Source organism: Solibacillus sp. FSL W8-0474 (assembly GCF_038004065.1).
Classification (GTDB): Bacteria; Bacillota; Bacilli; order Bacillales_A; family Planococcaceae; genus Solibacillus; species Solibacillus faecavium.
In genome coordinates this window covers 1,402,041-1,424,275 of the sequence record NZ_JBBOQJ010000001.1, presented here as the reverse complement: position 1 = coordinate 1,424,275, position 22,235 = coordinate 1,402,041, and the positions used below count along the sequence as shown (strand labels likewise).

Below are 22,235 nucleotides of genomic sequence, written 5' to 3'. Positions count from 1 at the left end.
GCAAATTTTTCACATTTTTGTTAAACTTAATTTATCGGAGGGGTGAAAATGACAGATAAAAACACCGAGCAACTGACTGAAGAGGAATTTTTAGAGCTTGTTTTAGAAGAACAGGAAAAGGCACTGGCAAAAGAGCGGGAGGCACGTCTAAATCCACAGCCCAAAAAACCAAAAAGGCAAAAGCCTGTTGTGCGAATTATCGTATGGTTGATGGCATTGACACTTGTTTTTAATACTTTTGCAGTAATTTTCAATATTTATTCCATTCCGGCAATTGAATTTTTAAAAGTATCAACGAAACTTTCAAGTCAGGAAAATATTCAAACATATAAGCAATCGATCGTCACAATAAATACTGACTCCGGAAAAGGAACAGGATTTGCTGTAACGGAAAATGGTTACATATTAACAAATGAACATGTGATTGATGATGCTTTAACGATTACCGTAGTATTTCCGGATGATTCACTTTATAAAGCGGAAGTTGTAGAAGCATATGAGGAATATGATTTGGCACTATTAAAAGTGGATGCGGAGAACTTACCGTATATAACACTCGCAGAAACAAGCGAATTCCGTCAAAATGAGCCTGTTTATTTTATCGGTAATCCCCTTGCATTTAGCGGCATTGCAAATGAAGGAAAAGTAATAGGCTATACGAATGCTGTCGATATTCAAACAGAAATTATTATGATGAACGCACCCGTTTATCGAGGGAATAGCGGTAGCCCGGTGATTAATGAAGAGGGACAAGTAATAGGTGTTGTCTTTGCAACCGGTACACGTGAAGATCATGGAAAAGTCGGTTTATTTATTCCGATAGAAAATGTCCATGAGCAATTTCAAGAATATTTAGCGCAATGATTTTCAAATTTAACTTATTAGAATATTGTCGGAGATATTAGAATAGTTGGCTACTATTTTAGAACATTTACGTAGTAAATTAGCATATTGCACATCTATTTCAGAACAAATGTTCCCTGTATTAGATAACATAAATTTTATTAGAAACTCTTAAACCGTTATTAGAACATTTTATTTTTTATTAGAAAAAGTGACCACCGATAGCGTAAACCAACTCCGAATATACAAAAAAAACGGCTGCCCAAACACAAACATTGAGCGCCGTTTTTTATATTAGAATAGTAGACTAAATAATAAGTAGAATAAACCAGCCATTACTGCTGAAATCGGTAAAGTGATGAACCAAGTAATAACGATTTTACGCGCCATTCCCCATTTAACACCTTTCACACGCTGTGCTGCACCTACACCCATAATGGCAGATGAGATAACGTGCGTAGTCGATACTGGCAATGCGATCACTGTCGCTCCAAAAATAATCGATGCAGAAGTTAAGTCTGCCGCTACACCATTAACTGGACGGATTTTCATAATTTTGCCGCCCACTGTTTTAATAATTTTGTATCCACCAACAGACGTCCCTAGACCCATCGCCAATGCGCAGGCAAAACGTACCCAGTCTTGTACTTCATCTGTCGATTGCCAGTTCGCTGCGATTAAAGCCATTGTAATAATACCCATCGCTTTTTGGGCATCATTTGTACCGTGTGTAAACGATTGTAAAGCTGCTGTACCGATTTGTGTTAATCGGAATGCTCTCGTTGTACCATATAGCGGTGAACGCTGGAATATAAATTTGAATAGCTTCATCACTATAAAACCTACCGTTAAAGCTAAAATTGGTGAAATAATTAATGCCTGTAAAATTTTAAAGAAACCTTCATAATTTAAAATATCCATACCGGCTGAGGCTACTGCTGCCCCTGCAATTGAGCCGATTAATGTATGTGAAGAACTTGACGGTATACCGAAATACCAAGTTAACAAGTTCCAAGTAATCGCCGAGCTTAATGCCGCCAAAATAACAACAGATCCAGTCACATCACCTTCGAATGCATTTAATGAGAAGGGATCCACAATTCCCGATGCAACTGCTTTTGCTACGCCGACAAAAGTCATCGCACCAACGAAGTTCATTACTGCAGCCATTAAAACAGCTACTCGTGGCTTTAACGCACGCGTTGAAACAGATGTTGCAATAGCATTGGCTGTATCATGGAAGCCATTAATAAAATCAAATGCTAACGCAAAAATAACAACGAGTACGGTAATGATTAATAACGTTTCCATATTCTACTCCTTTTTAATTATGCATTACGCATAATAATTGTTTCAATTGTATTCGCTACATTTTGGCAATAGTCGGCAATTTCTTCTAATTGCTCATACAAATCTTTAAAAATAATTAAGCGAATTGGATCTTTTTCAACTTGGAATAGTTCTGTAATAGATTTACGGAAAATCTCATCACATTCGCGCTCATAATCTTTTATTAAAATGGCATGTTGACGCATACCAATTAAATCTTTTTTATTTAATAACTCCATTGCCTTTACTGCTTCATCAGATGATTTAGCGATAAAGTCCACAAAGTCTCTCATATACTGATTCACTTCTGTAAATGAATACATTTCAAAATGGGCAATCGTATTTTCGATACCATCTAGAATATCATCTAATTTAATCGCTAACGCTAAAATATCTTCACGTTCAATTGGTGTCATAAAGGACTCATTTAATTTCACGATCAAATCATGAATTAATTTATCACCAGCTGTTTCATAAGACTTCATTTTAATTTGAATTTGTTTTAAGTCCGATACAGTAGAAATTGTTGATTCTTTTGCATAGTTGGCACCGTTTTGTACATTTTTTGCAATATCTAATAATCCTTCAAAAAATGGATCTGGTTTTTTTGAGCTGAACATGGAATAAAATCCCCCTAAAATGAAGTATGTAAATTAAAACCTAGGTTATCATAACACCTATTTTTCATTTTCTTCAACATTAATTTAAGTTATTTACAAAACCTTTACAATCGAAAAATAAATATACCTTATAATCTTGCATCAAGTTGCCTATTTATATAACGAAATTTTCAGAATCCACTTAAATTCTCTTGTAAATAAGCCTTTTTCGATACGTATGAAAGGAAATCTTATAGTATTCCCTTTTACCATATTTTTAAACCATTTAAATTATTAATCAATTGTAAATTTAATATTACAAACTATTTTTAATATGTGAGACTATTTTCTATTACAAAACAATAAAAAACTGCCTAGCAAGTTCCCCTCGCTAAACAGTTAGTTGTTGTATATTCTATTTTTTAATACGGATGTTACGATATGGGCTGCATCCCATTCCCCTAATGATAACTTTGTAATTGGATATTTCTTATCAAAAAGCTGTTTCGTTATCTCAGAGGGGGGCATTCCTTTTTCAGCCATCAGTTCTATTTTGCCGCTTAATTCTTTTAAGTTATTCAACTTACGGTGTAAAGCTTCCTTTCCATTTTCTATATAGCCTGCATGGTTGCAGTACATTTCCTGAAAATCAAGGGAAAGGGCTAGCTCCAATGAATCGATAATTTGCGGAATACTTTCTTCACGCAGCACAACTTTAGTTTTAGGTGTAACATACAAGTCCCCCGTAAAGAGTTGTCCTGTCTCTTCATTTAGAAAAGATGAATGGTCATTCGTATGTCCGGGAGTCAGAATCACTTTCCAGCGACCGGTCCTCGAAGTAAAATTATTTTCCAAAGGCCGTGCTTCAAAGGGTTTTCTCGCCCCCCAAAATAACTTCCTGTATAAAGGATAGTTTGCTTTGTGTTTACATTCTTCTATTCTTGTTTCATTCATAAATATAGGTAAATTATATGCTGTCTGCAAAAAATGTGCCCCACCAGTATGATCTTCGTGATAGTGGGTTAGCATCACCTGATCGACATCCATCGTATTGAAAAACAGTTTAAATTCCTCAAGGAGTGATGCCGCGCCAGTATCTATTAAAACACCATCAACCTCAAAGCAATGTACATTCAAACGCACCGATTGGAATTTGACAAAACCATTAATCATTTTCACACCGGATTTTTCGCTTATTTCCGATTTCTTCTCAAAGAACACGCCTATTACCTCCTTTACTCTATATTTTTCTACAATATCACTTTAACATAATTTCTGGAAATTAACTCCTAAAAATAATTGAATCGATAAATTAAAAACCGTTATGCAAAAAAATCTCACATAACGGCTTGTTTTATTTTTTAGTTAGACGTTGCGACTGGGTGATGGTTTACCCAATCACTGTACCCTGCCATATAAATTTGGACATTTTCATAACCTGCTTCTTTTAAAACTGTGTAAATAGGCGTTGCTGTGACACCTGAACCACAGTAAACAACAATATCTTCGTCCTTAGATACTTTGTCTAGAAGAGAAGATGTAATGACTAAATTAGAACCTTCACGTAGCTGTTCCCAGTCGTAATTTTGGGCTGTCGGAATATGTCCAGCTAATTTATCAAACGGCTCATATTCGCCATTATAGCGAGCTGCTGAACGGGCATCCAATAAAGTAGCTTTTGTATTTCCTTCCACAATATTTACAATATCCTGGCGCTTCAGCAAAATTTCATCATTCCATTGAAGCTGCAAATCACTTTTTGGAAATGTCGGTACTTCAGTAGTAATCGGCAAACCTACATCTTTTAAAGCATGGAAACCGCCATTAACAACATAGGCATGCTTAAATCCTGCATAGTTTAAAATCCACCATGCACGTGTAGCATATGGTGAAGCACCTTGATCGTACACGTAAATCGCATCATTCAGATGTAACCCATGCTTTTCAAATAATGCTTGAAGCTGCTCTTTATCTGGTAGCGGGTGACGCCCTTCACCTTTTGTTAAATCCGATAAGTCTGTATTTAAATCCCAAAACACAGCCCCTTCAACATGCCCTTCTTCATACAGAGCTTTGCCTAATTCTACATTTGTCATATCAAATCTAGCATCGATAAAGCGTCCTGTCGGCTCAATTTTATCGGCTGTTACAAAAACATTAGTCATAAAAAGATCCTCCTTATGATTGTAGTTGTGCGAAAATATCTTTCCAAACAGCTAGGTGGCTTTCTTCCTGTAACAATAGGCGCTCTGTTTCAACTTGCTCAATTGCCTGTTCAAGCATGTGCTGACGTAATTCTTCCGCCTCAATTGCTATAAAGCCTGCTGCCCATTCAAGAATTTTAGCTTTTTCTATTTCTAAATATTTTTGGGCGTTTGGTTTTGTTAACTGTTCCAATGCATCGCGTAATTGCTCTTTTTCATTTTTTTCAAAGAAGGACTTCACATTTTTAAAGTGTGATTTAACACCTTCATAAGGAGCAGTTTCAGCAAAAGGTCCTGTAAAGTCCAATAGCTGCGGCTCTTTCGATTCATAAGCTAAAAATGCAAAGCTTGGATTTAACTCTTTCAATTCCCGGGCTGCATCTTTAAAATGCGCTTTCATCTTCTTCTCTACAAATTGTGCTAAACGGAAATTCGTTACGCGCATTTCCTGTGCAAAGTCAAAGCTTAGTGCTTGAAGCACTTCTTTCAACGCTGTCTGTAATGCTTGCTGCGGAGGCATTTGAGCAAAAGTAGACGGATTATAACTTTCACGGAAGAAATCAGGATAACGATAGTACACACGTTGTAATACGTAGTACAGTAACTCATCCAGTTCCTGCTTCGCTTCACTTTCAATCATGGCTGTTTGGGTTGTTTGATATTTTGAACGTACAAGCTTTTCTAGATTTGTAAGCTCTTCTAGTCGTTCATCTTTACGCTTTAAGTTTTCTTCCGTTTGCGTAATTAAATCATGTAGTCGTGCCTCGGTTTTTTCCACTTCTTCTTTTAGCGCCTGTACTGCAATACTCATTAACTCATCATTCAGGAAATGATGGAATGCATCTTCAAATGGTGCCATCCCTGACTGAAGATCATTCTGGTTTTCCTTTTCCTTCAGCGCCAGCAAACTTGATACCCCGTAAAGTCTCGGGAAACGAATACCGAAGCGTTGTAGCTCTGAACGAACATAACTCTTCACTTCTTCCTCTTCATCCATTGTAGAGGCTAAATCAATTGCATTCACAATAAAGAACATTTTATCTAATTCAAAAGCATCCTTTACACGGCCTAACTGAATTAAGAATTCGCGGTCCGCTTTGGCAAATGCGTGGTTGTAGTATGTGATGAACAAAATGGCATCTGCATTTCGAATATAATCAAATGCTACTCCAGTATGACGGGCGTTAATCGAATCCGCACCCGGTGTATCTACTAATGTTACGCCCATGCGAGTAAGCGGTGAATCAAAGTAAAAATCGATATTGTCGACAAAGCAAGAACGATTTTCCTGTGCAACATACTTTTCAAAATCATGACGATTAACACGCAATGTCGTACCTAGCTTCGGCACAAACGTTTCATAGCCTTCTGAATAGGCACGAATAAACGATTTATGGACATTTAATCGCTCGTCGGATAATTTAACAGCCAATCCTTCTGCTGCACGGTCATAAGCTTCTTTTAGCGAATTCACTTGTAAGCCGATTGCTTCATAGGAGCCTTTAATATCTTCTAATAGCTGTGCTTCATTTTTCAAATGAACATCTGCTGTTTCATGAGGATGTTCAGGTGATACTGGACGGATTTTATTAATTGCTGCTGTTGTTGGGTTAGGTGAAACCGGCAGAACGCGTTCACCCATTAATGCATTGGAGAAGCTTGATTTCCCGGCACTGAATGCACCGAATAAAGCAATTGTAAAGTCACGCTTTTGCAAACGCTCTACTTTTTTTGTTAAGAAGCTCGAAACTTCCTTAAAGCCTTGAACATCCTTAATAATGTTGGCTGTCTTTAATGCTTTTTCAATAACGGCTTCCGCATTTAAGCCTGACCCTATTGTTTCCTGTACATGATCATCAACTAGTTCCGTATCCTTCGCCGTCAACTGTAACATCGACTCATTAAATGGTCGTACATCTTTCAATGCCTGTTCATGCTCACGTTTCCAGTTTTCCAGATGTATTTTCGATTCCGCACGAATTTCATTGGATACTTGCTTCATTAATGTATTGCTGAATGCTTCGAACTTCTCAATTTGTAATATATGTTGCAGTGCCTTTACTTTTTCTGACATCGCATTGATCTTCAGCTTTACCGGTGCTGCTGCTTCTTGCGCTACTTGCTCTAATGTATCTTTTTGCTCAATCTTCCAAGCATCTGTTGCTTGGATAAAGTAACGTTTTGTCGCCTCGGAAACACGGTTCGCAAAGTTTAATACTGCATCACCTGTAATTACACCGCTTCTTTGCACTTGTTCTTCAATAATTGAAAATGGGAAATTAAATTCCTTTTGATCAATTCCTGCTGCACGCTCATCATTTAATGCACCAACATCTTTCAGCGCCTGCTTCATTAGTGCTTTCATATGACCAGTAATTTGAGATTGTACGACATGATTAAAGCTTGCATATGCCTCTTCTTGACGTCTTGATTTCTCTTCAGCCGTTTTCTTTTTCGCGGTAAATAGACCCCCCACTTTGAAGTCCTCTTGCTGGCTTTCCAAATAGGCGCGTAATTTTTCTCGCACATCCGCCGGCATGATGGCAGCATTTGCAAGTAAATCTTTACGTTTTTCATCAAATTGCTTGTCAAATACATCAAACGAGAATAGCTCTGTTTGACGAGTCAATTTCTCGTATTGTTCTAAAATATCATCACGGTGCTGCCAGTCATCCTCTGACACTATTTCCGCATAGGTTTCAAAGCGATCTTGTTTTTCTTCTTTTAAATATGCTTCATGCTCATGTTGTAGTTTTTTCAATGTATTTTCAGCTGTTAAAATTAATTGCTCCTGCCAATCATTCATTGAATCCATAACGATTTTTTTCACTTGATCAAAATCATTGTTCGGTAACTCTTTTTCACGTAATGATGTGAAGAAAATATTCTTTGGGTATACACCCCATGCCGCAAATGAGTTGTGGACCGATTGTTTGAAATCATCAAATGACAGTTCCGCTTCACGGTGTTTATCAATTTGATTGACGATTAAATAAACATTTGGATTATATTTCATTAACTGCTTAGTAAATTGGAAATTCAGTTCTGATTGTACATGGTTATAGTCCATTGTATAAAACACCATGTCCGCTATATGCAGTGCCGATTCTGTACTCATTGCATGTGCATCATCAGTCGAGTCAACACCTGGAGTATCCATAACAGTAACCCCTTCAGGTAAGCTTGATGTGCTATGCCCAATTTCAATTTGTGAAACTAATTCACCGTTTTTGCTTAGTTCTTTCACTTGTTTAATATCATAGCCTGCTTCAAACTTTACCGGCTTTTCATTATGCAAATAAAGAATAGCAAAATCTTCATCCGATTTATGCACTTTTACAATGTTTGCACTCGTCGGGATTGGACTTGTCGCCAAAATGTTTTCCCCCGAAAGTGCATTGATCATACTTGATTTACCAGCAGAAAAGTGACCGGCAAAACCGATGACAAATTCCTTCTGCAAAAGCTTGCGTGCAAATAAATGAAGCTTTTCAATTCGTTCTGAATCCTCATTTTCCTTGTAGATTATGTATTGTAATGCCGATTGCTGTAACAATCGTTGAACTTTATCGTCAAACAACGTCATATTTCTTACCCCTTATCTTCATTCAGCATTGATCTATTATCTTATTAAAAGCTAATGTATGCTCGTTTTTTGTAATTACCCTGACCTTTATATGCTCTAGATTTTAGAGCCTAATTGTCATTCTTGATTGTCGAAACAGATAGATTTTTGCCTTAAATTCTTCATACTTTCTATAGTACCATGGTTAGTCAAGAAAATCGGCTAGAATTTTTTAAAATTATCGCGAATAATGCATTTTTCTATTAGACGAATTATAGACTTTCCCCCATAATAATAGCTATTTTCAAAATAATTGAACAAAAAATCAAATATAGTCACAAATGTTAACATGAGCACATTGTAAAAACATGTAAAAAAATAAATTGACTTCCAATACTTATAAAAAGTAAAATACTCAACATAGAGTATTTTCAGGAGGGATTACGTTGACTCAGCTCCTTGTATTAGGTGCGCTAAATATGCAACCGATGTCTGGCTATGATATACAAATCATGCTACAAGAAAATGAAGCCGAAAGTTGGTCAGGTGTACTCGTAGGGTCCATCTATCATGCTTTAAAAAAATTGGAACAAAATCATTTTATAGAAATAGATCATATCGAACATAGCGGCAATCGCCAAAAATCTATTTATCGCATTACTGATTTAGGAAGAGCGCATTTAAAAGAGCTTATTTATAACTCTATTGTTTCTTCTAATGTACCCTACCCTCTCTCTTTATACGCTGGTTTATCTATGATTGATCAATTAGAAGAGGAAAGAGCAAAAGAAGCATTAAAACATCATTTAAAAATGCTTGAAAAAGAACTCCTTTTAGTCGAAAATGGTTTATCAATTAAAGAACAACATTTACCAAATGGGTTATCACCAATGATGTCTATTGTAGCTAAAAACATGGTAGATATTTTAGAACAGCAAATTAACTTTGTGAAGGATTTATTAAATAGTTATAAATAGAATTTAATCGTTCCTCTTAATTAAAAGAGGAACAAATAAATATCCATATACTCAACATTGAGTATATTAACATTAAGGAGTGATCCATTATGAAACTTGACCATCTCGTAATAAATGTAGATGCAAATTACCAGCAAGAAAGTGAGGACGTTCAACAAATTAAAAAAGCTGGCCTTCCCTATAATATAAAAAAGGGTAAAGGTACTAAAGGTTTTAAAGCAACTAATATTTGGACTGGAAATGAATACTTTGAATTAATCACCATTAAAAATAACGATGGTGGCGGATGGAAGCCTGAATGGGTTCATGCCTATAATTCGGGACATAGAGGATTAATTTGCTTGATGATTGATGTAGATAACATCAATACAATGGTTCAGCGCTTACAAAAAGAAGGAATTTCTATTTCCAATCCTGAAAGAATTAAGATTGAATTTTTCTTTAAGTTAATTTCAAAAACATTACCCTGGCAAAATAGCTTTTTGAATTTCTTTGAAAAAATCCCTCTTCATATTGGTTTTCAACAAATGGACAGCGAAAAAATCCGTAAAGGGTTTGAAAAGTATATGGTTCCTAATTCTAAAGAGAATAACATATCTGGCATTACACAAATTCATATTGCAGGCGACTTCACTATTTCCGACTTCCAAATGTTAAAAACTGTTTTTGAGAAAACAATAGATAATGAAAACCAACTAATCGTCCAGTTAGAAAATTCCCAAGAAATTATTTTTGAAAAAGCTAAAGACTATTCTGTAAAAGTCACATTAAAAAACGATAATAGTTCCTTTAGTAGGAAGACATGCAAAGTTGAAAACATCCTTATAAATTTAGACTAACTCACAAACAGTGCATTGCAATTGAACAGGATACGCTCTATTCAATTCAGTTAGAAGAAAAGGAAATTGCTATTACACTACAGTTGGAGGGAAATGTGTGAAATTTAACTCTAGAAATTTAGCATACAATGACACAGAAATTTATTGGAAAGAGTATCAACGATTTTTCCCTGAAGAATTGAGAATAAATGAAAATAATCTGCCAACTGAAGAATGGTGGGATTGGAATGATTGTTCAATCCATTTGGACCGAATGTCTGTATCGGGATCAAAAATTAAAGTTATTTTAATTCACGGCGCAGGCGGAAACGGTAGACTATTGGCTCCATATGCACGAATGCTACAATTAAATGGATATGATGTGGTATCCCCAGACCTCCCCCCTTATGGTCTAAGTTACACTGAGTCATTGAGTTCCATGGATTACTGCGATTGGATAAACATAATTAAGGACTTCATGGAACAGGAATATAAGCGAGACGGTAAACAAATTGTACTATTAGGAGCCAGCATTGGAGGCATGCTTGCATATCACGCAGCAAGTATGAGCGAAAACGTTAAAGGTTTGATTGTGACGACCTTTGTAGATACAAGTAATCAGAATGTTCGTGATCAAATTGCCCCAAACAAGCTGATTAGCCGCTTAGGTAAATTTGCGATGGATAGTTTTCCATTTGCATTGGATTCATTTCGGATTCCCGTTTCGAAAGTTTCGAGAATGAAGTTAATTACAAATAACTTTGAACTGACAAGACTAATTATGAATGATCCTCGAGCGGCAGGAACAAAAATTCCATTACGATTTCTAAGAACCTTCTTAAATATGAAAACAATTATTGAACCTGAATCCTTTAATGTCTGTCCTATATTACTTATCCATCCCGAAGTAGATCCAATGACCCCATTTAACTTAAGTGAATCTTTCTATAATCGATTAACATGTAAAAAAAGTTGTGTAATTTTAGAAGGAGCTGGCCATTTTCCGATAGAACAACCAGGTATCGAACAGATGAAAACAGCTGTAGTAGATTTTTTAATTGAGATAGAAAATAATATTGAGTCTAAAATAGACTAGTTTATCCTATCAATTTTGCTTTCAGTTACTAATAAAATACTATTAAAAATGAGGTATAAAAATGTTTTTTAAACCCAAATTACTCAAAAATGACAAGAAATATAGTGCTAAATTGTTATTTGAAGATGTGTCATCTGAGACATGGGATAAGGACAATTTGACGAAAGCTAATTTAGATTTTTCAATAGATAGCGTTCGTCGCGTTAATGAATACGCTGATCGATTAATCCAAACAGAATTCGGCCAGCAGCTATTAAAAGAACATCATGATAATTTGATAACACGCATCGGTGCCTATTTAGGGGAAGTAATTAAAAATCACAAAGACGGCCAATATCGCTGGTTTGATTTTAACTCTATAAGAGAAAATACAGTGCATCTAAATAACTATTCAATAAGTGTACAAGATGAGTCTGTACTTTATTCTAAAAAGATGGATGATGTATTATGCCCAATCTATGAAGTGAAGCAATATTTTGATGGACAATCGAAATATACCAATTTTTTGGAATATGTAGAAGTTACTATTAAAGAATAGGTTTATACTAGAGTTAATTAGATTTGGTAGTTTATCATTTTTTTATTTATTCACCTTTGGGGAGAGGGATTGAATGCAAGAACAATTAATTAACTTTGTGATGTATATAATATATATACCAATAGTAATTATCATTCATGAATTAGGGCATGCATTATTTGTTGTGTTATTTGGAAAGGAAGTTAGAGAAATACAACTTGGATTCGGGAAAGACTTATTTAGAATAAAAAAGTTCGTTGTAAAAAGGAGCTTTGGATGGAACGGTGGTTTTTGCTCTTATGAAAATATTGATTCTTTAGCCTGGTATAAAAAGGTCCTAATATTTTTAGGTGGTATTATTCTAAACCTGCTCACAGCAACTTTAGTCTGGATATTTGGCGACGTCCAGTATGCAGATTGGTATAGGTCATTTATTATTGTATCTTACTTTACAGCAGTAATTAGTCTGTTGCCGTTCAAAAGTAATATTACAAAAATAGAATCAGACGGATTACAATGTATTAAGCTATTAAATTCTATGAAGCAAGGGAAGTAGCATTGTTGTCGATATAAGAATTTCTAATATATTTTAAAATCTTCTAATATAATTTTATTTGTTCTAATACAATATCGATTTGCTAATATACTTTTAAGATGTGCTAATATGGGGGCAATTTGTTCTAATATCACCTTTCAATCTGCTAATATCACTTCAAGTTTTTCTAATAACTCTCTCAATTGTTCTAATAAAATACCAACGCCTTAAACCCCGACAAAAAAACAGCATCTCAAAATTCGAGATGCTGTTAATTCATTATTTTTTCTTAATCGTAATTGTCCAAGATGCTTCGCCTAATTGCTCATAGTTTGTTACTTCATGACCGTCTTCAGCTGCCCAACGTGGAATGGATTCTGTACCTTGTGTACAGTCAAATTGTACTTCCAGCTCATCGCCTGTGTTTAAGTCTTTGATTGCTTCTTTTGCTTCAATTAACGGGAATGGACAAACCATTCCTAATACTTCTAATGTTTTCTTCATATAAAATCTCTCCTTATGCACGCGCTGCTGCACGTTGTTTTGATGGACGCACAAATACGAAATAAGATGCTGTCCATGTTCCCAGAATCATAAATGTTAAAGCCGTCCAGCCTGACCAAGTCATCATAGAAGTCATAACTAAACCATTACCAATCGAACAGCCGCCTGCAAGACTAGCACCGAAACCCATTAAAATACCGCCGCTAGAGCTTCGTACAACTGTTTTTGTATCAGGTGTCCGTAAACGGAATTCACCGCTCATTTTTGCTGCGAAATATGAGCCGAAGAAAATACCTAATACAAGGAACACACCCCAGTTAATAATATCTAAATCTCCTGTTACTAAAAACTGGAGAAGGTTTGCTGAAGGTGTTGTAATACCTAGACCGAAAATACGTCCTGATGCCGCACTTAACGGCCACGCCAATGTCGCAATTAAACCGATTAAAACCGCAGTCACATATGGATTCCAGCGTTTTTCAAATAAAATATGCGCTAAGCCTGTTTTCTTTGGCTTTAAGCTTGGAATCTTCACACGAGGTTTACGTAATTCACGGTAAACAACGAATGCTACCAAGGCTACAAACGGAATGACTAAAAACCAAACATTAATGCCGAATGTTTCTGCAATTGAATCTGTACCGACAACCGGAGTACGTGCATCCACTGTAAATTGTGCCAATGGACCAGACTTCATGATTGCTGCCATTAACATATAAAACGCCAATGCGATCCAGCTCCCGATTAAGCCTTCCCCTGCACGATACCAAGTACCTGTGGCACAACCACCTGCAAAAATAATCCCTATCCCAAAAATAAACGCGCCTCCTATTGTTGCCCACAATGGAAACTGCCCTACTGTATACTCAAACGCACCTGCGCCGATAAGTGCAAACACACCTACTGCCTGTATGGCAATCGCAACAAGTAACGCATAAAACATGCGATTATCTTTTGCGATGTACATATCGCGGAAGCCACCTGTTAAACAAAAGCGTCCACGCTGCATCACAAAACCTAAAAGAGCACCACAAAGGATACCCGTTAATGCCATCTGTAACATAATTATTCCCCCAAATTTTATTACCTAGTTTATCTATAGGAATATAATATAATAGTTTTCTACTATAATTCAAGTACTTTGATTAAATATTTGTTAACTTATTAATTTAGTTGGTTTTAATATTAGCTAAATACCGTTTTCTCCGCATCCCCCTCATAAAAGAACCATCACTTTTTACTGACATATGATACAAAGAAATATTTCGTTCACATCGTGGCTTGTTTTAATAAGTGTAATCCCTTCTGGAAACGGGCGAATTGTGTGAATTATTTCATTATTAAAATTTAAAGTAGGTGAAACATATAAAAAATTCCTATTTAGAGCTTCTCGCAGAACTTGGAATTGGTGGTGCACACCCTGGCGGAATTAATCTAACAGAAGAAATATTAAAAAATGAAAATATTAACAGTAGTTGGCACGTTTTAGATGCTGGTTGTGGTACTGGTCAAACAGCAGCTTACATTTCACAAACATTCCAGGCGAAAGTGACAGCGCTTGATTTTAATCCGACAATGGTTGCAAAGGCCAGACATAGAATGAAGATTAATAATTTGCCAGTAGAAATATTGGAAGGCTCTATTGAAGATATCCCTTTACCAAATGATCATTTTAATTTTATTATTTCTGAATCTGTCCTTTCATTTGTTAATAAACAAAAAGCAGTAAGTGAGATTTACCGCATATTGAAAAGTGGTGGACGGTTCATTGCTGTAGAACCAACGTTGAACGAACGACTTGACGATGCCCAAGAACAAGAAATCATGCAGTTTTATGGTCTTGATTCCCTACTTATGGAAACGGACTGGGCGGATTTATTAAAACAGACTGGCTTTGAAAATATTCAAATAAAGCATCATACTACAATTGAATCCGAACCCGATTTTCATTACTCCAATGAAATTGACCCCGCGCTTTACGACGTCATGAGAAAACATTTGGACATTATCACCAAATATCAGGAAACTTTTAGTTATCGAGTCTATACTTGTTCAAAATAAATATCCTGTTATAATCACGCTAATAAAAAAAAGACCGTACCATTTCATAAGAGGTACGGTCTTACTTATATTTATCTGGAAATTATAAAAGTGTTTCAGAGTGAATAATGTACTAAATGTTTCGAAACTATAGCCTCACGTTTTATTCGATATACTCTAAATAATCGCCTAAGTAAATCTTCTCTTCAACAACATCACCCGCTAAATTTTCATATATAACATATAAATAAGCTTCATCAAGCGCTGCTCTCAAATCGGCTTCACTTATGTTTTTTGCATTAAATATGACTCGGAATTCATCATGGATAAAATCTTCTAAATCATTATTTTGGGTAGAGCCACTTCCCGTTGCATAAACATTTTCCCCAAAATTCACATGGAAAAAATCTGCCCAATGCTGTGATAATTCGAAATGCACTTTTTCACCAGTCAACTTTTTTCCGTAATAAGTATATAACAAAACTTTATAATCCTTTTTAAATTCCTGTTCAGGTGTTATTCTTTCATTGTTCATTAATATATCGTTTTCTAATACTGGACTTACCTGTAGGATTAATTCATCATCTAGCACTGTTGTGGGAACTTTGTATTGAGAGCTTAGCGGTGTGACACTTTGTAAATTCGGTGCTAGTTGAGATAATAAAAATAACAGCATTGCCGAGACAACAATTACGGTAGGAATGAAGACAAATTTACGCATATTCTTTTTCTTTCGGTTTTGAATCTCCTGCGGATTGTGCATTTTTTGTGTAATAATACGCAATCCGTAATAATTTTTCGCTATAGTATTGCATCAAATGTTCCAACTGTAATTTACGCGACATGCTCATTCCTCCCTCAAACTGTTAACGAGGCTCGATTTAGAAAAGTTTTCACATTCCTGTTTATTTGGAAATAATACCATACAAAGCACAAAAAACAGCAGGACGGTTTCATCCTACTGCGATCACTATGGTTTTATACAATAAATGATTTCTTTCTTTAAAAATCCATACTAGCACGTACTTTTTCCGGAATCATCACAACTTTTGTATTTAAATCTACAGAACCAAAACTTTCATCAATGCATTCATCCCAATACTCAAGATGTCTTTTATCTATCCAGTGATCGGAATCATCCACATCCACACCACTTTCTCCACGAACCGAATACCAATATAAATATTCTTCGCCATTCAGTACTTCATGAAAAATAGTTTCCACATACATTTTTTCACCTTCCAGCGTTACAAGTACATCATCCATATGTTCATTCAAAAAGTTTAGCCATTCCTCCACATTAGAGGATTTACCGGGTCTTACCCGATAGCGAGTTAATTCCACATTCATGATTTAAAACCCCCTATTGTTTCAGCCAATATTCCGAACCGTCATTACTCCGTTCCATAAAACCATATTCGATTAAATGGCGACGAAGCGATACAAAATCTGCATTGACTGTTTTTAAGATTTCATTCACTTCCTTTTCATGATAATGCTTCCCCTCTTCAAAACGCTTTAAAATATGCTGTAATATGATAAGCTTTTTCTTTTTCTTACTTGGAATTGTTTCAATGCCACCGTCTAGTCCATTTTTGAAATATGTTGTTAGTACTTTCTCGCGTTCTTGTTCTTCAATACTATAGCGTTCGTCCACTTGTTTTGCCCCCTTATGAATTCATAGTGCTCCGGGTTTTTCATGAGCTGCATTAATGCAATAAAAATTTTCGCCTGCTTTTCCTTTTCACGTAATTTGAAACGATGCTGACGAACTGTTGATACACTTGTTAAACTGCTTTTTTCGACTATTTCCTGATCTGACTTGCCTTCAAAAAAGTACTGTAGCATTTCAATTTGTACATCCGATAAACCTGTTACCTTTTTATCAAGTGACAGCAATGCCTGAAACGACGATTTATGTATTTGTCTGATATGCAGCTTCATCATACCTTCTGCTGTAAAAAACCGTCCCTCATGTGGAAAGACTTCATGAAGCCCAAAGCTTGCCCCGCAAAATAAGCATTCGTAATGGTCTTCTTGAATTTCATAACCATTCACTAATGTATTTACCGAAATATTTTGAATTTCCAAAACAATCACCTCTATAAACATTTATAATATATGTCCGTTATTTTGTAAACAAATTTATTTTTCGTTTATCAGTAAAAATTCCTTCAATCTATATCCTATCCATCCTATATATAACTTTAAAAGTTGTTAAAAAGCTGTCTTACGTCTTTCTTTTTACCTTTTTTACTGAAAATTCTATATTTTTAGCGATCGAGGTATACAATTATGGTTCCTTTTATGCTATAGTTTGTACAATTACATAACGTGTAAGAAAAGGTACGCACATTGTTGTGCGTTTAAAAGGGAAGTTGGTGCAAATCCAACACTGTCCCGCAACTGTATTACGGAGCAACTCTTAAAAAGCCACTGTTATTTAACGGGAAGGTAAGAGGCGCGTTGATGTTAAGTCAGGAGACCTGCCTTTTTCTAGTACACACCCGATACCTACGTGGAAATAGGTGGTGTTCTGTGCGAATAAAGCGTCAATTATAGACGTTTATTTTACTATGCATAGATAAGTCCTAAGCTGTTTCCAAGTCACATTGGAAACAGCTTTTTTATTTGGGTTATGTAAATACATGAGGAGGCTTATCAAATGAATATTGTTAGTAATGTTATCGGTTACCCTTATATTGGAGCTACCCGAGAATGGAAACAAACTTTAGAGAAATTTTGGAAAAAAGAGCTTGATGAGGATGTATTTGAAGAACAGCTAAAAGCCATCCGCCTGAATCGCTTGAAACGCCAACAGGATTTAGGACTACAGTTAATTACTATCGGGGATTTCACAAAATACGATCGGGTACTGGATTTAGCAGTGATGTTTAACATCATTCCTAAACGCTATGATGTGCTACCAAATGCTTCTTCGTTAACTACATACTATGCAATGGCACGTGGTACTGACGAAGTAATAGCAAGTGAAATGACGAAATGGTTTAATACAAACTACCATTACATTGTTCCGGAATATGAAAATCAGGAATTATCCTTAACAAATAACTACATCTTACAACAGTTTGAAGAAGCTAAAAATGAGCTAGGCATTATAGGTAAGCCAACAATTATCGGTCCTTATACTTTCGTTGACTTAGCAAAAGGGTATGACGATAAAACACGTGCCGCCTTCTTTTTAAAGTTAATTCCGCTATATGCACAGGTAATCCAGCAGCTTGTAGATGCAGGTGCTGATTGGATTCAAATTGAAGAACCTTCTTTCACTAAAAACCTCGAGGAAGATGAGATTTTATTAATCGAAGAAGTTTATAAACAATTAACTGAAGACGTACCACACGCAAAAATACTAGTACAAACTTATTTTGAGGCACTAACTTCATTTGAGCGCTTAAGTAATCTACCTGTTGCAGGTATTGGCTTAGATTTCGTACATGGTAAAACAGAAAATATGAAATCGCTTCTGCAACATGGTTTTCCTAAAAATAAAACATTAAGCATCGGCATAATTAATGGTCGGGATATTTGGTCAGCTAATTTAGCTGAAGCTGTTTCTACAATAAGTACCGTCAAGCAATTAAGTGGTGTAGAAGATTTATGGGTTAGCTCTTCCTGCAGTCTACAGCATGTTCCTGTTACAAAAAACTCAGAACAAAATCTTCCGTCTGAATTATATGATGCCCTTGCTTTTGCTGACGAAAAAATCCGCGAAATTGCGCATTTAACAAATTATATTCAGCATGGAACGTGGGTTAAAGAAGGTATCGTCGCAAATAGTATTAAAGCGATTGAATCTTTAGCGACACATCCCATACGAAAAAATGAGCAAGTTAACAATTTAGTTAAAGGAATTAAGGATACAGATTTCACACGTACTGTTCCATTTAAAGAGCGCCAAGTACTGCAAAAGAAATCATTAAACTTACCTGACTACCCTACTACAACAATCGGCAGCTTTCCTCAGTCTCAGCTAGTAAAGAAAACACGGGCGGCATGGCGGAAGAAGGAAATAACTAACGCTCAATACGCAGCCTTTGTAAAGGAAGAAACTGCACGCTGGATTCAAATTCAAGAAGAAATCGGATTGGATGTACTAGTACATGGTGAATTTGAACGGACAGATATGGTGGAATACTTTGGAGAACATTTAACTGGATTTGCCTTCACGAAAAATGCTTGGGTTGTTTCATACGGTTCACGTTGTGTTAAACCACCAATCATATACGGCGATGTTGAATGGACACATCCAATGACTGTTAAAGAGGTCGTTGAGGCACAGAAGCTTACATCAAAATATGTAAAAGGCATGCTCACTGGACCTATAACTATTTTAAACTGGTCATTTGTTCGTGATGATATTCCAAGAAAAGAAGTCGCCTACCAGCTTGGTTTGGCAATTCAGCAGGAAGTTAAGGCACTAGAAGATGCAGGAATTAAAATTATCCAAATTGATGAACCGGCACTTCGGGAAGGACTACCTTTACGCAAGGAAAATTGGGATGAATATTTACAATGGGCGGTAGATTCGTTTAAGCTGGCAACATCAAAAGTGGCGGTAGATACACAGATTCATACCCATATGTGCTATTGCGAATTCAATGATTTTATAGCTCCTATCCGCGCTCTGGATGCAGATGTTATTTCATTGGAAACTTCCAGAAGCCATGGAGAGCTAATTGATTCTTTAAAAGTACATCCATATGAACTTGGCATCGGTTTAGGCGTTTATGATATTCATAGTCCCCGTGTTCCAAGCATCTCAGAGATTAGTTCTATATTAGAAGAAAGTCTCGCTGTTATCCCAAAAGATCAATTTTGGATTAACCCTGACTGTGGCTTAAAAACACGCCATGAGTCCGAGACGATTGCTTCATTAATAAATATGGTAGAAGCCGCTAAGCTACTACGCACTCAAGTATTATCTGTCTGATTTCACAAAAATACAGTAAATCACTAAACGCTTAAGTATTAGTGGTTTACTGTTGTTAAAAGTAGGTCAGACGATAAGCTATGGGATCAATAAACGGAGAAATTCCGCTTATTTGGAAATTAATCTAAAAATCAGCCAAAATAAGAGGCGGAATTCCGCTTATTGCATTTCACAACAGGAAAACAAGTGGCTTTTTTTATATATAACCGGAAAACCTCCCTTTATTTACATCTAAAACTGAGGTCTTTCAAAATATAAGCGGAAAACTTCCTCTTATTTTCACTAACTTAAATTCAGGTAAATGAAAAATTTATATTTAGTCATTGTAGGATAGCTATTTGTATTACTCTCCCCTTATTGTATACAAATAGCTATCTAAGAATAACTAAATTTTACTGGAGAAGGTTTAAATTTAACATTTAATTAAAAGGGAAGAACGGTGAGAATCCGTCGCTGTCCCGCAACTGTGATTCGGAGCAACTCACAATCACCACTATTGCCGAAAATGGGAAGGTGTGAGGAGCGTTGATGATAAGCCAGGAGACCTGCCTTTTCAAGTACAAACCATTAACCTACGCGGATAGGAGGTTTAGAGTATGAAAGTGAATATTCTTCATGCTCATAGTGCGACAATTATACAAAGGTTTTCATTGCGAAAAAGAAAACTTCTCTTGTATTCCTTGTCTCTTTATGAAGCGACCATTTAGCGACAACTTCAAATTACTATGTTGCTATTTTTTGGGACTATAGGAGGAATATAATATGCAATTGAACAAAGTACTTCAATATAAGCAATTGATGAATGAAGTAATGTCAATATATCAAATAGAGGCAGACGCAAATACCATTAAAAACACTACACAACAATTGTTAGCGCAATCACCTAATGATTACAAGGAAATTTCAGCTGCCTGTTTTCAAAAGACAACCGAATTTTATATTAACCAACTAAAAGAATTTATTTTATTCAATAATCTGCATGAAGCTACAGAAAGTATTAAAAAATATACGGAGCAACTAATCAATCAATCTCCACAACAATATAAAGAGATCAATTATGCCTATTTACAAGTAAAGTATGAATTAATTGGTCAGCCTTTGAATACTGTTATCAAATGAAAAACCATTTTAAAAAATAATTGAAGCCTTTGCAAACAATAAGGAACAGTCTCTCATTCATTATGTAAGACTGTTCCTTTTCTTTATAAACAAAACAGGTCGTATTCCTTTGATAACTGTGTTAAAAAGGCAATGCCAGCAACGCTATTGCCAACTTGATCGATTGCAGGACCATATATCCCTATTCCAATTGGACCTTGTAAGTGCTCAATTGCCCCATTTTTCACAACTGCAATTATCGCTCCGGACACACCACTTTTTGCTGGTAACCCAATGAATGCCGCGAACTTCCCAGATGCATTGTACATCCCGCATGTGAACATTAATGCTTTAGCAATATGAATCACTTCTTTACTACAAGTAGCGGCACTATTTTTACCATTGGTCGCAAAATAAAGAGCCATTTTCGCTAAATCTGCTACATTAACTGAGATTGAGCAGAGCTGTAAATATACTTGCAATGCTTCCTCTACGTCTGATTTTAAAAAGCCATTTGCCTGCAAAATATAGGCAATCGCCCGGTTGTAATCAGCTGCATGATATTTTGATAAATATACTTCGTTGTCGATGTGTACTTTCTTCCCGATTATTTTCTCTAAAAATAAAGTTACTGATTTCACTTTTTCATACATCGTTTCCCCGGGTAATAAAGAGGCTACTGTAATTGCCCCTGCATTAATCATCGGGTTAAAAGGCTTCTTATTGTGACTTTCTAAACGGACGATAGAATCAAAGGAATCCCCTGTAGGTTCCACATCAACATAACGCATAATTTCCTTGATCCCGTGGTGGTTCATTGCCACCATAAAACTAAATACCTTTACTACACTTTGAAGTGTAAAAAGTTGAGTACATTCCCAAAAAACGATCTTATCTTCCATTGATACTAAACTAACAGCAAAAGCATTCGGATCGGCCGTAGCTAGAGCCGGGATATATGTCGCAACCTTCCCTTTAGCCGTCATCTGTGCAGCATACTCATAAATACCCTGTAATTTTTTCATTGAAGCTAATCGTGAAAACTAGCTGCTCACCTCTCTATACATAAACTATCCTTTTCAATTAATTATTCTTTCCCAATTTGTCGGTTGTTATATTGTATAATTTCTACAAATGAAGTTGGCCGAAAACAGGC

At 35.9% G+C, this 22,235-nt stretch carries 22 protein-coding genes and 2 riboswitches; of the genes, 9 read left to right on the top strand and 13 right to left on the bottom strand.

Annotation, left to right across the window (positions count from 1 at the left end; genetic code table 11):
* Positions 1-48 precede the first annotated feature (48 nt).
* Entirely contained in the window at positions 49-864 is an 816-nt protein-coding gene (locus tag NYE67_RS06965; RefSeq protein ID WP_340729564.1) for a S1C family serine protease, read from the top strand.
* Between the two features lie 273 nt (positions 865-1,137).
* Here the strand turns inward: NYE67_RS06965 and NYE67_RS06960 are convergent, their stop codons facing one another.
* From NYE67_RS06960 to NYE67_RS06940, 5 genes are all read right to left on the bottom strand, one after another.
* A complete protein-coding gene (locus NYE67_RS06960) occupies positions 1,138-2,154 on the bottom strand; it encodes an inorganic phosphate transporter (RefSeq protein ID WP_340727504.1) in 1,017 nt (338 codons plus the stop codon).
* A gap of 17 nt (positions 2,155-2,171) precedes the next feature.
* A complete protein-coding gene (locus NYE67_RS06955; protein ID WP_340727503.1) occupies positions 2,172-2,792 on the bottom strand; it encodes a DUF47 domain-containing protein in 621 nt (206 codons plus the stop codon).
* A gap of 378 nt (positions 2,793-3,170) precedes the next feature.
* Positions 3,171-3,992, bottom strand: a complete 822-nt coding sequence (locus NYE67_RS06950) for an MBL fold metallo-hydrolase (protein ID WP_340727502.1) — start codon at positions 3,990-3,992, stop codon at positions 3,171-3,173.
* A 140-nt stretch (positions 3,993-4,132) separates the two neighbouring features.
* Entirely contained in the window at positions 4,133-4,936 is an 804-nt protein-coding gene (locus NYE67_RS06945; RefSeq protein ID WP_340729563.1) for a sulfurtransferase, read from the bottom strand.
* 13 nt (positions 4,937-4,949) lie between these two features.
* Complete coding sequence (locus NYE67_RS06940) at positions 4,950-8,561, bottom strand: dynamin family protein (protein WP_340729562.1); 3,612 nt, start codon at positions 8,559-8,561, stop codon at positions 4,950-4,952.
* Between the two features lie 425 nt (positions 8,562-8,986).
* Here NYE67_RS06940 and NYE67_RS06935 point away from each other — a divergent pair, with 425 nt between their 5' ends.
* The 5 genes from NYE67_RS06935 (at position 8,987) to NYE67_RS06915 (ending at position 12,504) form a co-directional block, all read left to right on the top strand.
* Positions 8,987-9,517, top strand: coding sequence for a PadR family transcriptional regulator (locus NYE67_RS06935; RefSeq protein ID WP_340729561.1), 531 nt, complete (start codon positions 8,987-8,989; stop codon positions 9,515-9,517).
* Between the two features lie 89 nt (positions 9,518-9,606).
* Positions 9,607-10,356, top strand: coding sequence for a VOC family protein (locus NYE67_RS06930; RefSeq protein WP_340729560.1), 750 nt, complete (start codon positions 9,607-9,609; stop codon positions 10,354-10,356).
* A 97-nt stretch (positions 10,357-10,453) separates the two neighbouring features.
* Positions 10,454-11,431, top strand: coding sequence for an alpha/beta hydrolase (locus NYE67_RS06925; protein ID WP_340729559.1), 978 nt, complete (start codon positions 10,454-10,456; stop codon positions 11,429-11,431).
* A gap of 61 nt (positions 11,432-11,492) precedes the next feature.
* Complete coding sequence (locus tag NYE67_RS06920; RefSeq protein WP_340729558.1) at positions 11,493-11,969, top strand: hypothetical protein; 477 nt, start codon at positions 11,493-11,495, stop codon at positions 11,967-11,969.
* Positions 11,970-12,042: 73 nt separating this feature from the next.
* Entirely contained in the window at positions 12,043-12,504 is a 462-nt protein-coding gene (locus NYE67_RS06915; RefSeq protein WP_340729557.1) for a M50 family metallopeptidase, read from the top strand.
* A gap of 258 nt (positions 12,505-12,762) precedes the next feature.
* On the opposite strand, the gene NYE67_RS06910 is transcribed toward NYE67_RS06915, so the two are convergent.
* A complete protein-coding gene (locus NYE67_RS06910; protein ID WP_191698098.1) occupies positions 12,763-12,987 on the bottom strand; it encodes a sulfurtransferase TusA family protein in 225 nt (74 codons plus the stop codon).
* A 13-nt stretch (positions 12,988-13,000) separates the two neighbouring features.
* Positions 13,001-14,050 carry a YeeE/YedE family protein gene (locus NYE67_RS06905; protein WP_191698099.1) on the bottom strand — a complete coding sequence of 350 codons (1,050 nt, stop codon included), beginning with the start codon at positions 14,048-14,050 and terminating at the stop codon, positions 13,001-13,003.
* A gap of 293 nt (positions 14,051-14,343) precedes the next feature.
* Here NYE67_RS06905 and NYE67_RS06900 point away from each other — a divergent pair, with 293 nt between their 5' ends.
* Positions 14,344-15,048, top strand: coding sequence for a class I SAM-dependent methyltransferase (locus tag NYE67_RS06900; protein WP_340727494.1), 705 nt, complete (start codon positions 14,344-14,346; stop codon positions 15,046-15,048).
* Between the two features lie 142 nt (positions 15,049-15,190).
* Here the strand turns inward: NYE67_RS06900 and NYE67_RS06895 are convergent, their stop codons facing one another.
* The 5 genes from NYE67_RS06895 to NYE67_RS06875 all read right to left on the bottom strand — a co-directional run bounded on the left by NYE67_RS06895 (position 15,191) and on the right by NYE67_RS06875 (position 17,118).
* Positions 15,191-15,748, bottom strand: coding sequence for a hypothetical protein (locus NYE67_RS06895; protein ID WP_340729556.1), 558 nt, complete (start codon positions 15,746-15,748; stop codon positions 15,191-15,193).
* The gene (locus NYE67_RS06890) at positions 15,741-15,872 is read right to left on the bottom strand and encodes a hypothetical protein (RefSeq protein WP_340729555.1); all 132 of its coding nucleotides are present in this window, start codon (positions 15,870-15,872) and stop codon (positions 15,741-15,743) included. Before NYE67_RS06890 ends, NYE67_RS06895 begins: the two co-directional genes overlap by 8 nt.
* 157 nt (positions 15,873-16,029) lie before the next feature.
* Entirely contained in the window at positions 16,030-16,377 is a 348-nt protein-coding gene (locus tag NYE67_RS06885; protein WP_340729554.1) for a DUF6176 family protein, read from the bottom strand.
* A gap of 13 nt (positions 16,378-16,390) precedes the next feature.
* Positions 16,391-16,684, bottom strand: coding sequence for a DUF2087 domain-containing protein (locus tag NYE67_RS06880; protein WP_340729553.1), 294 nt, complete (start codon positions 16,682-16,684; stop codon positions 16,391-16,393).
* Complete coding sequence (locus NYE67_RS06875; RefSeq protein ID WP_340729552.1) at positions 16,636-17,118, bottom strand: helix-turn-helix transcriptional regulator; 483 nt, start codon at positions 17,116-17,118, stop codon at positions 16,636-16,638. The genes NYE67_RS06880 and NYE67_RS06875 overlap by 49 nt, the downstream gene beginning before the upstream one ends.
* Before the next feature lie 236 nt (positions 17,119-17,354).
* A riboswitch (cobalamin riboswitch) is annotated at positions 17,355-17,535 on the top strand.
* A 157-nt stretch (positions 17,536-17,692) separates the two neighbouring features.
* Here NYE67_RS06875 and metE point away from each other — a divergent pair.
* Positions 17,693-19,981 carry a 5-methyltetrahydropteroyltriglutamate--homocysteine S-methyltransferase gene (gene metE / locus NYE67_RS06870; RefSeq protein ID WP_340727489.1) on the top strand — a complete coding sequence of 763 codons (2,289 nt, stop codon included), beginning with the start codon at positions 17,693-17,695 and terminating at the stop codon, positions 19,979-19,981.
* A 385-nt stretch (positions 19,982-20,366) separates the two neighbouring features.
* Positions 20,367-20,548: riboswitch (cobalamin riboswitch) on the top strand.
* A 195-nt stretch (positions 20,549-20,743) separates the two neighbouring features.
* Complete coding sequence (locus NYE67_RS06865) at positions 20,744-21,100, top strand: hypothetical protein (RefSeq protein WP_340729551.1); 357 nt, start codon at positions 20,744-20,746, stop codon at positions 21,098-21,100.
* Positions 21,101-21,183: 83 nt separating this feature from the next.
* On the opposite strand, the gene glsA is transcribed toward NYE67_RS06865, so the two are convergent.
* Entirely contained in the window at positions 21,184-22,104 is a 921-nt protein-coding gene (gene glsA, locus NYE67_RS06860; RefSeq protein WP_340729550.1) for a glutaminase A, read from the bottom strand.
* Between the last annotated feature and the right edge of the window lie 131 nt (positions 22,105-22,235).

Bases quoted from the DNA above. Each gene is read 5' to 3' on its own strand.
- NYE67_RS06965 (WP_340729564.1), top strand. From the start codon at position 49: ATGACAGATAAAAACACCGAGCAACTGACTGAAGAGGAATTTTTAGAG.
- NYE67_RS06960 (WP_340727504.1), bottom strand. From the start codon at position 2,154: ATGGAAACGTTATTAATCATTACCGTACTCGTTGTTATTTTTGCGTTA.
- NYE67_RS06955 (WP_340727503.1), bottom strand. From the start codon at position 2,792: ATGTTCAGCTCAAAAAAACCAGATCCATTTTTTGAAGGATTATTAGAT.
- NYE67_RS06945 (WP_340729563.1), bottom strand. From the start codon at position 4,936: ATGACTAATGTTTTTGTAACAGCCGATAAAATTGAGCCGACAGGACGC.
- NYE67_RS06940 (WP_340729562.1), bottom strand. From the start codon at position 8,561: ATGACGTTGTTTGACGATAAAGTTCAACGATTGTTACAGCAATCGGCA.
- NYE67_RS06930 (WP_340729560.1), top strand. From the start codon at position 9,607: ATGAAACTTGACCATCTCGTAATAAATGTAGATGCAAATTACCAGCAA.
- NYE67_RS06920 (WP_340729558.1), top strand. From the start codon at position 11,493: ATGTTTTTTAAACCCAAATTACTCAAAAATGACAAGAAATATAGTGCT.
- NYE67_RS06915 (WP_340729557.1), top strand. From the start codon at position 12,043: ATGCAAGAACAATTAATTAACTTTGTGATGTATATAATATATATACCA.
- NYE67_RS06910 (WP_191698098.1), bottom strand. From the start codon at position 12,987: ATGAAGAAAACATTAGAAGTATTAGGAATGGTTTGTCCATTCCCGTTA.
- NYE67_RS06905 (WP_191698099.1), bottom strand. From the start codon at position 14,050: ATGTTACAGATGGCATTAACGGGTATCCTTTGTGGTGCTCTTTTAGGT.
- NYE67_RS06895 (WP_340729556.1), bottom strand. From the start codon at position 15,748: ATGCGTAAATTTGTCTTCATTCCTACCGTAATTGTTGTCTCGGCAATG.
- NYE67_RS06890 (WP_340729555.1), bottom strand. From the start codon at position 15,872: ATGTCGCGTAAATTACAGTTGGAACATTTGATGCAATACTATAGCGAA.
- NYE67_RS06885 (WP_340729554.1), bottom strand. From the start codon at position 16,377: ATGAATGTGGAATTAACTCGCTATCGGGTAAGACCCGGTAAATCCTCT.
- metE (WP_340727489.1), top strand. From the start codon at position 17,693: ATGAATATTGTTAGTAATGTTATCGGTTACCCTTATATTGGAGCTACC.
- NYE67_RS06865 (WP_340729551.1), top strand. From the start codon at position 20,744: ATGCAATTGAACAAAGTACTTCAATATAAGCAATTGATGAATGAAGTA.
- glsA (WP_340729550.1), bottom strand. From the start codon at position 22,104: ATGAAAAAATTACAGGGTATTTATGAGTATGCTGCACAGATGACGGCT.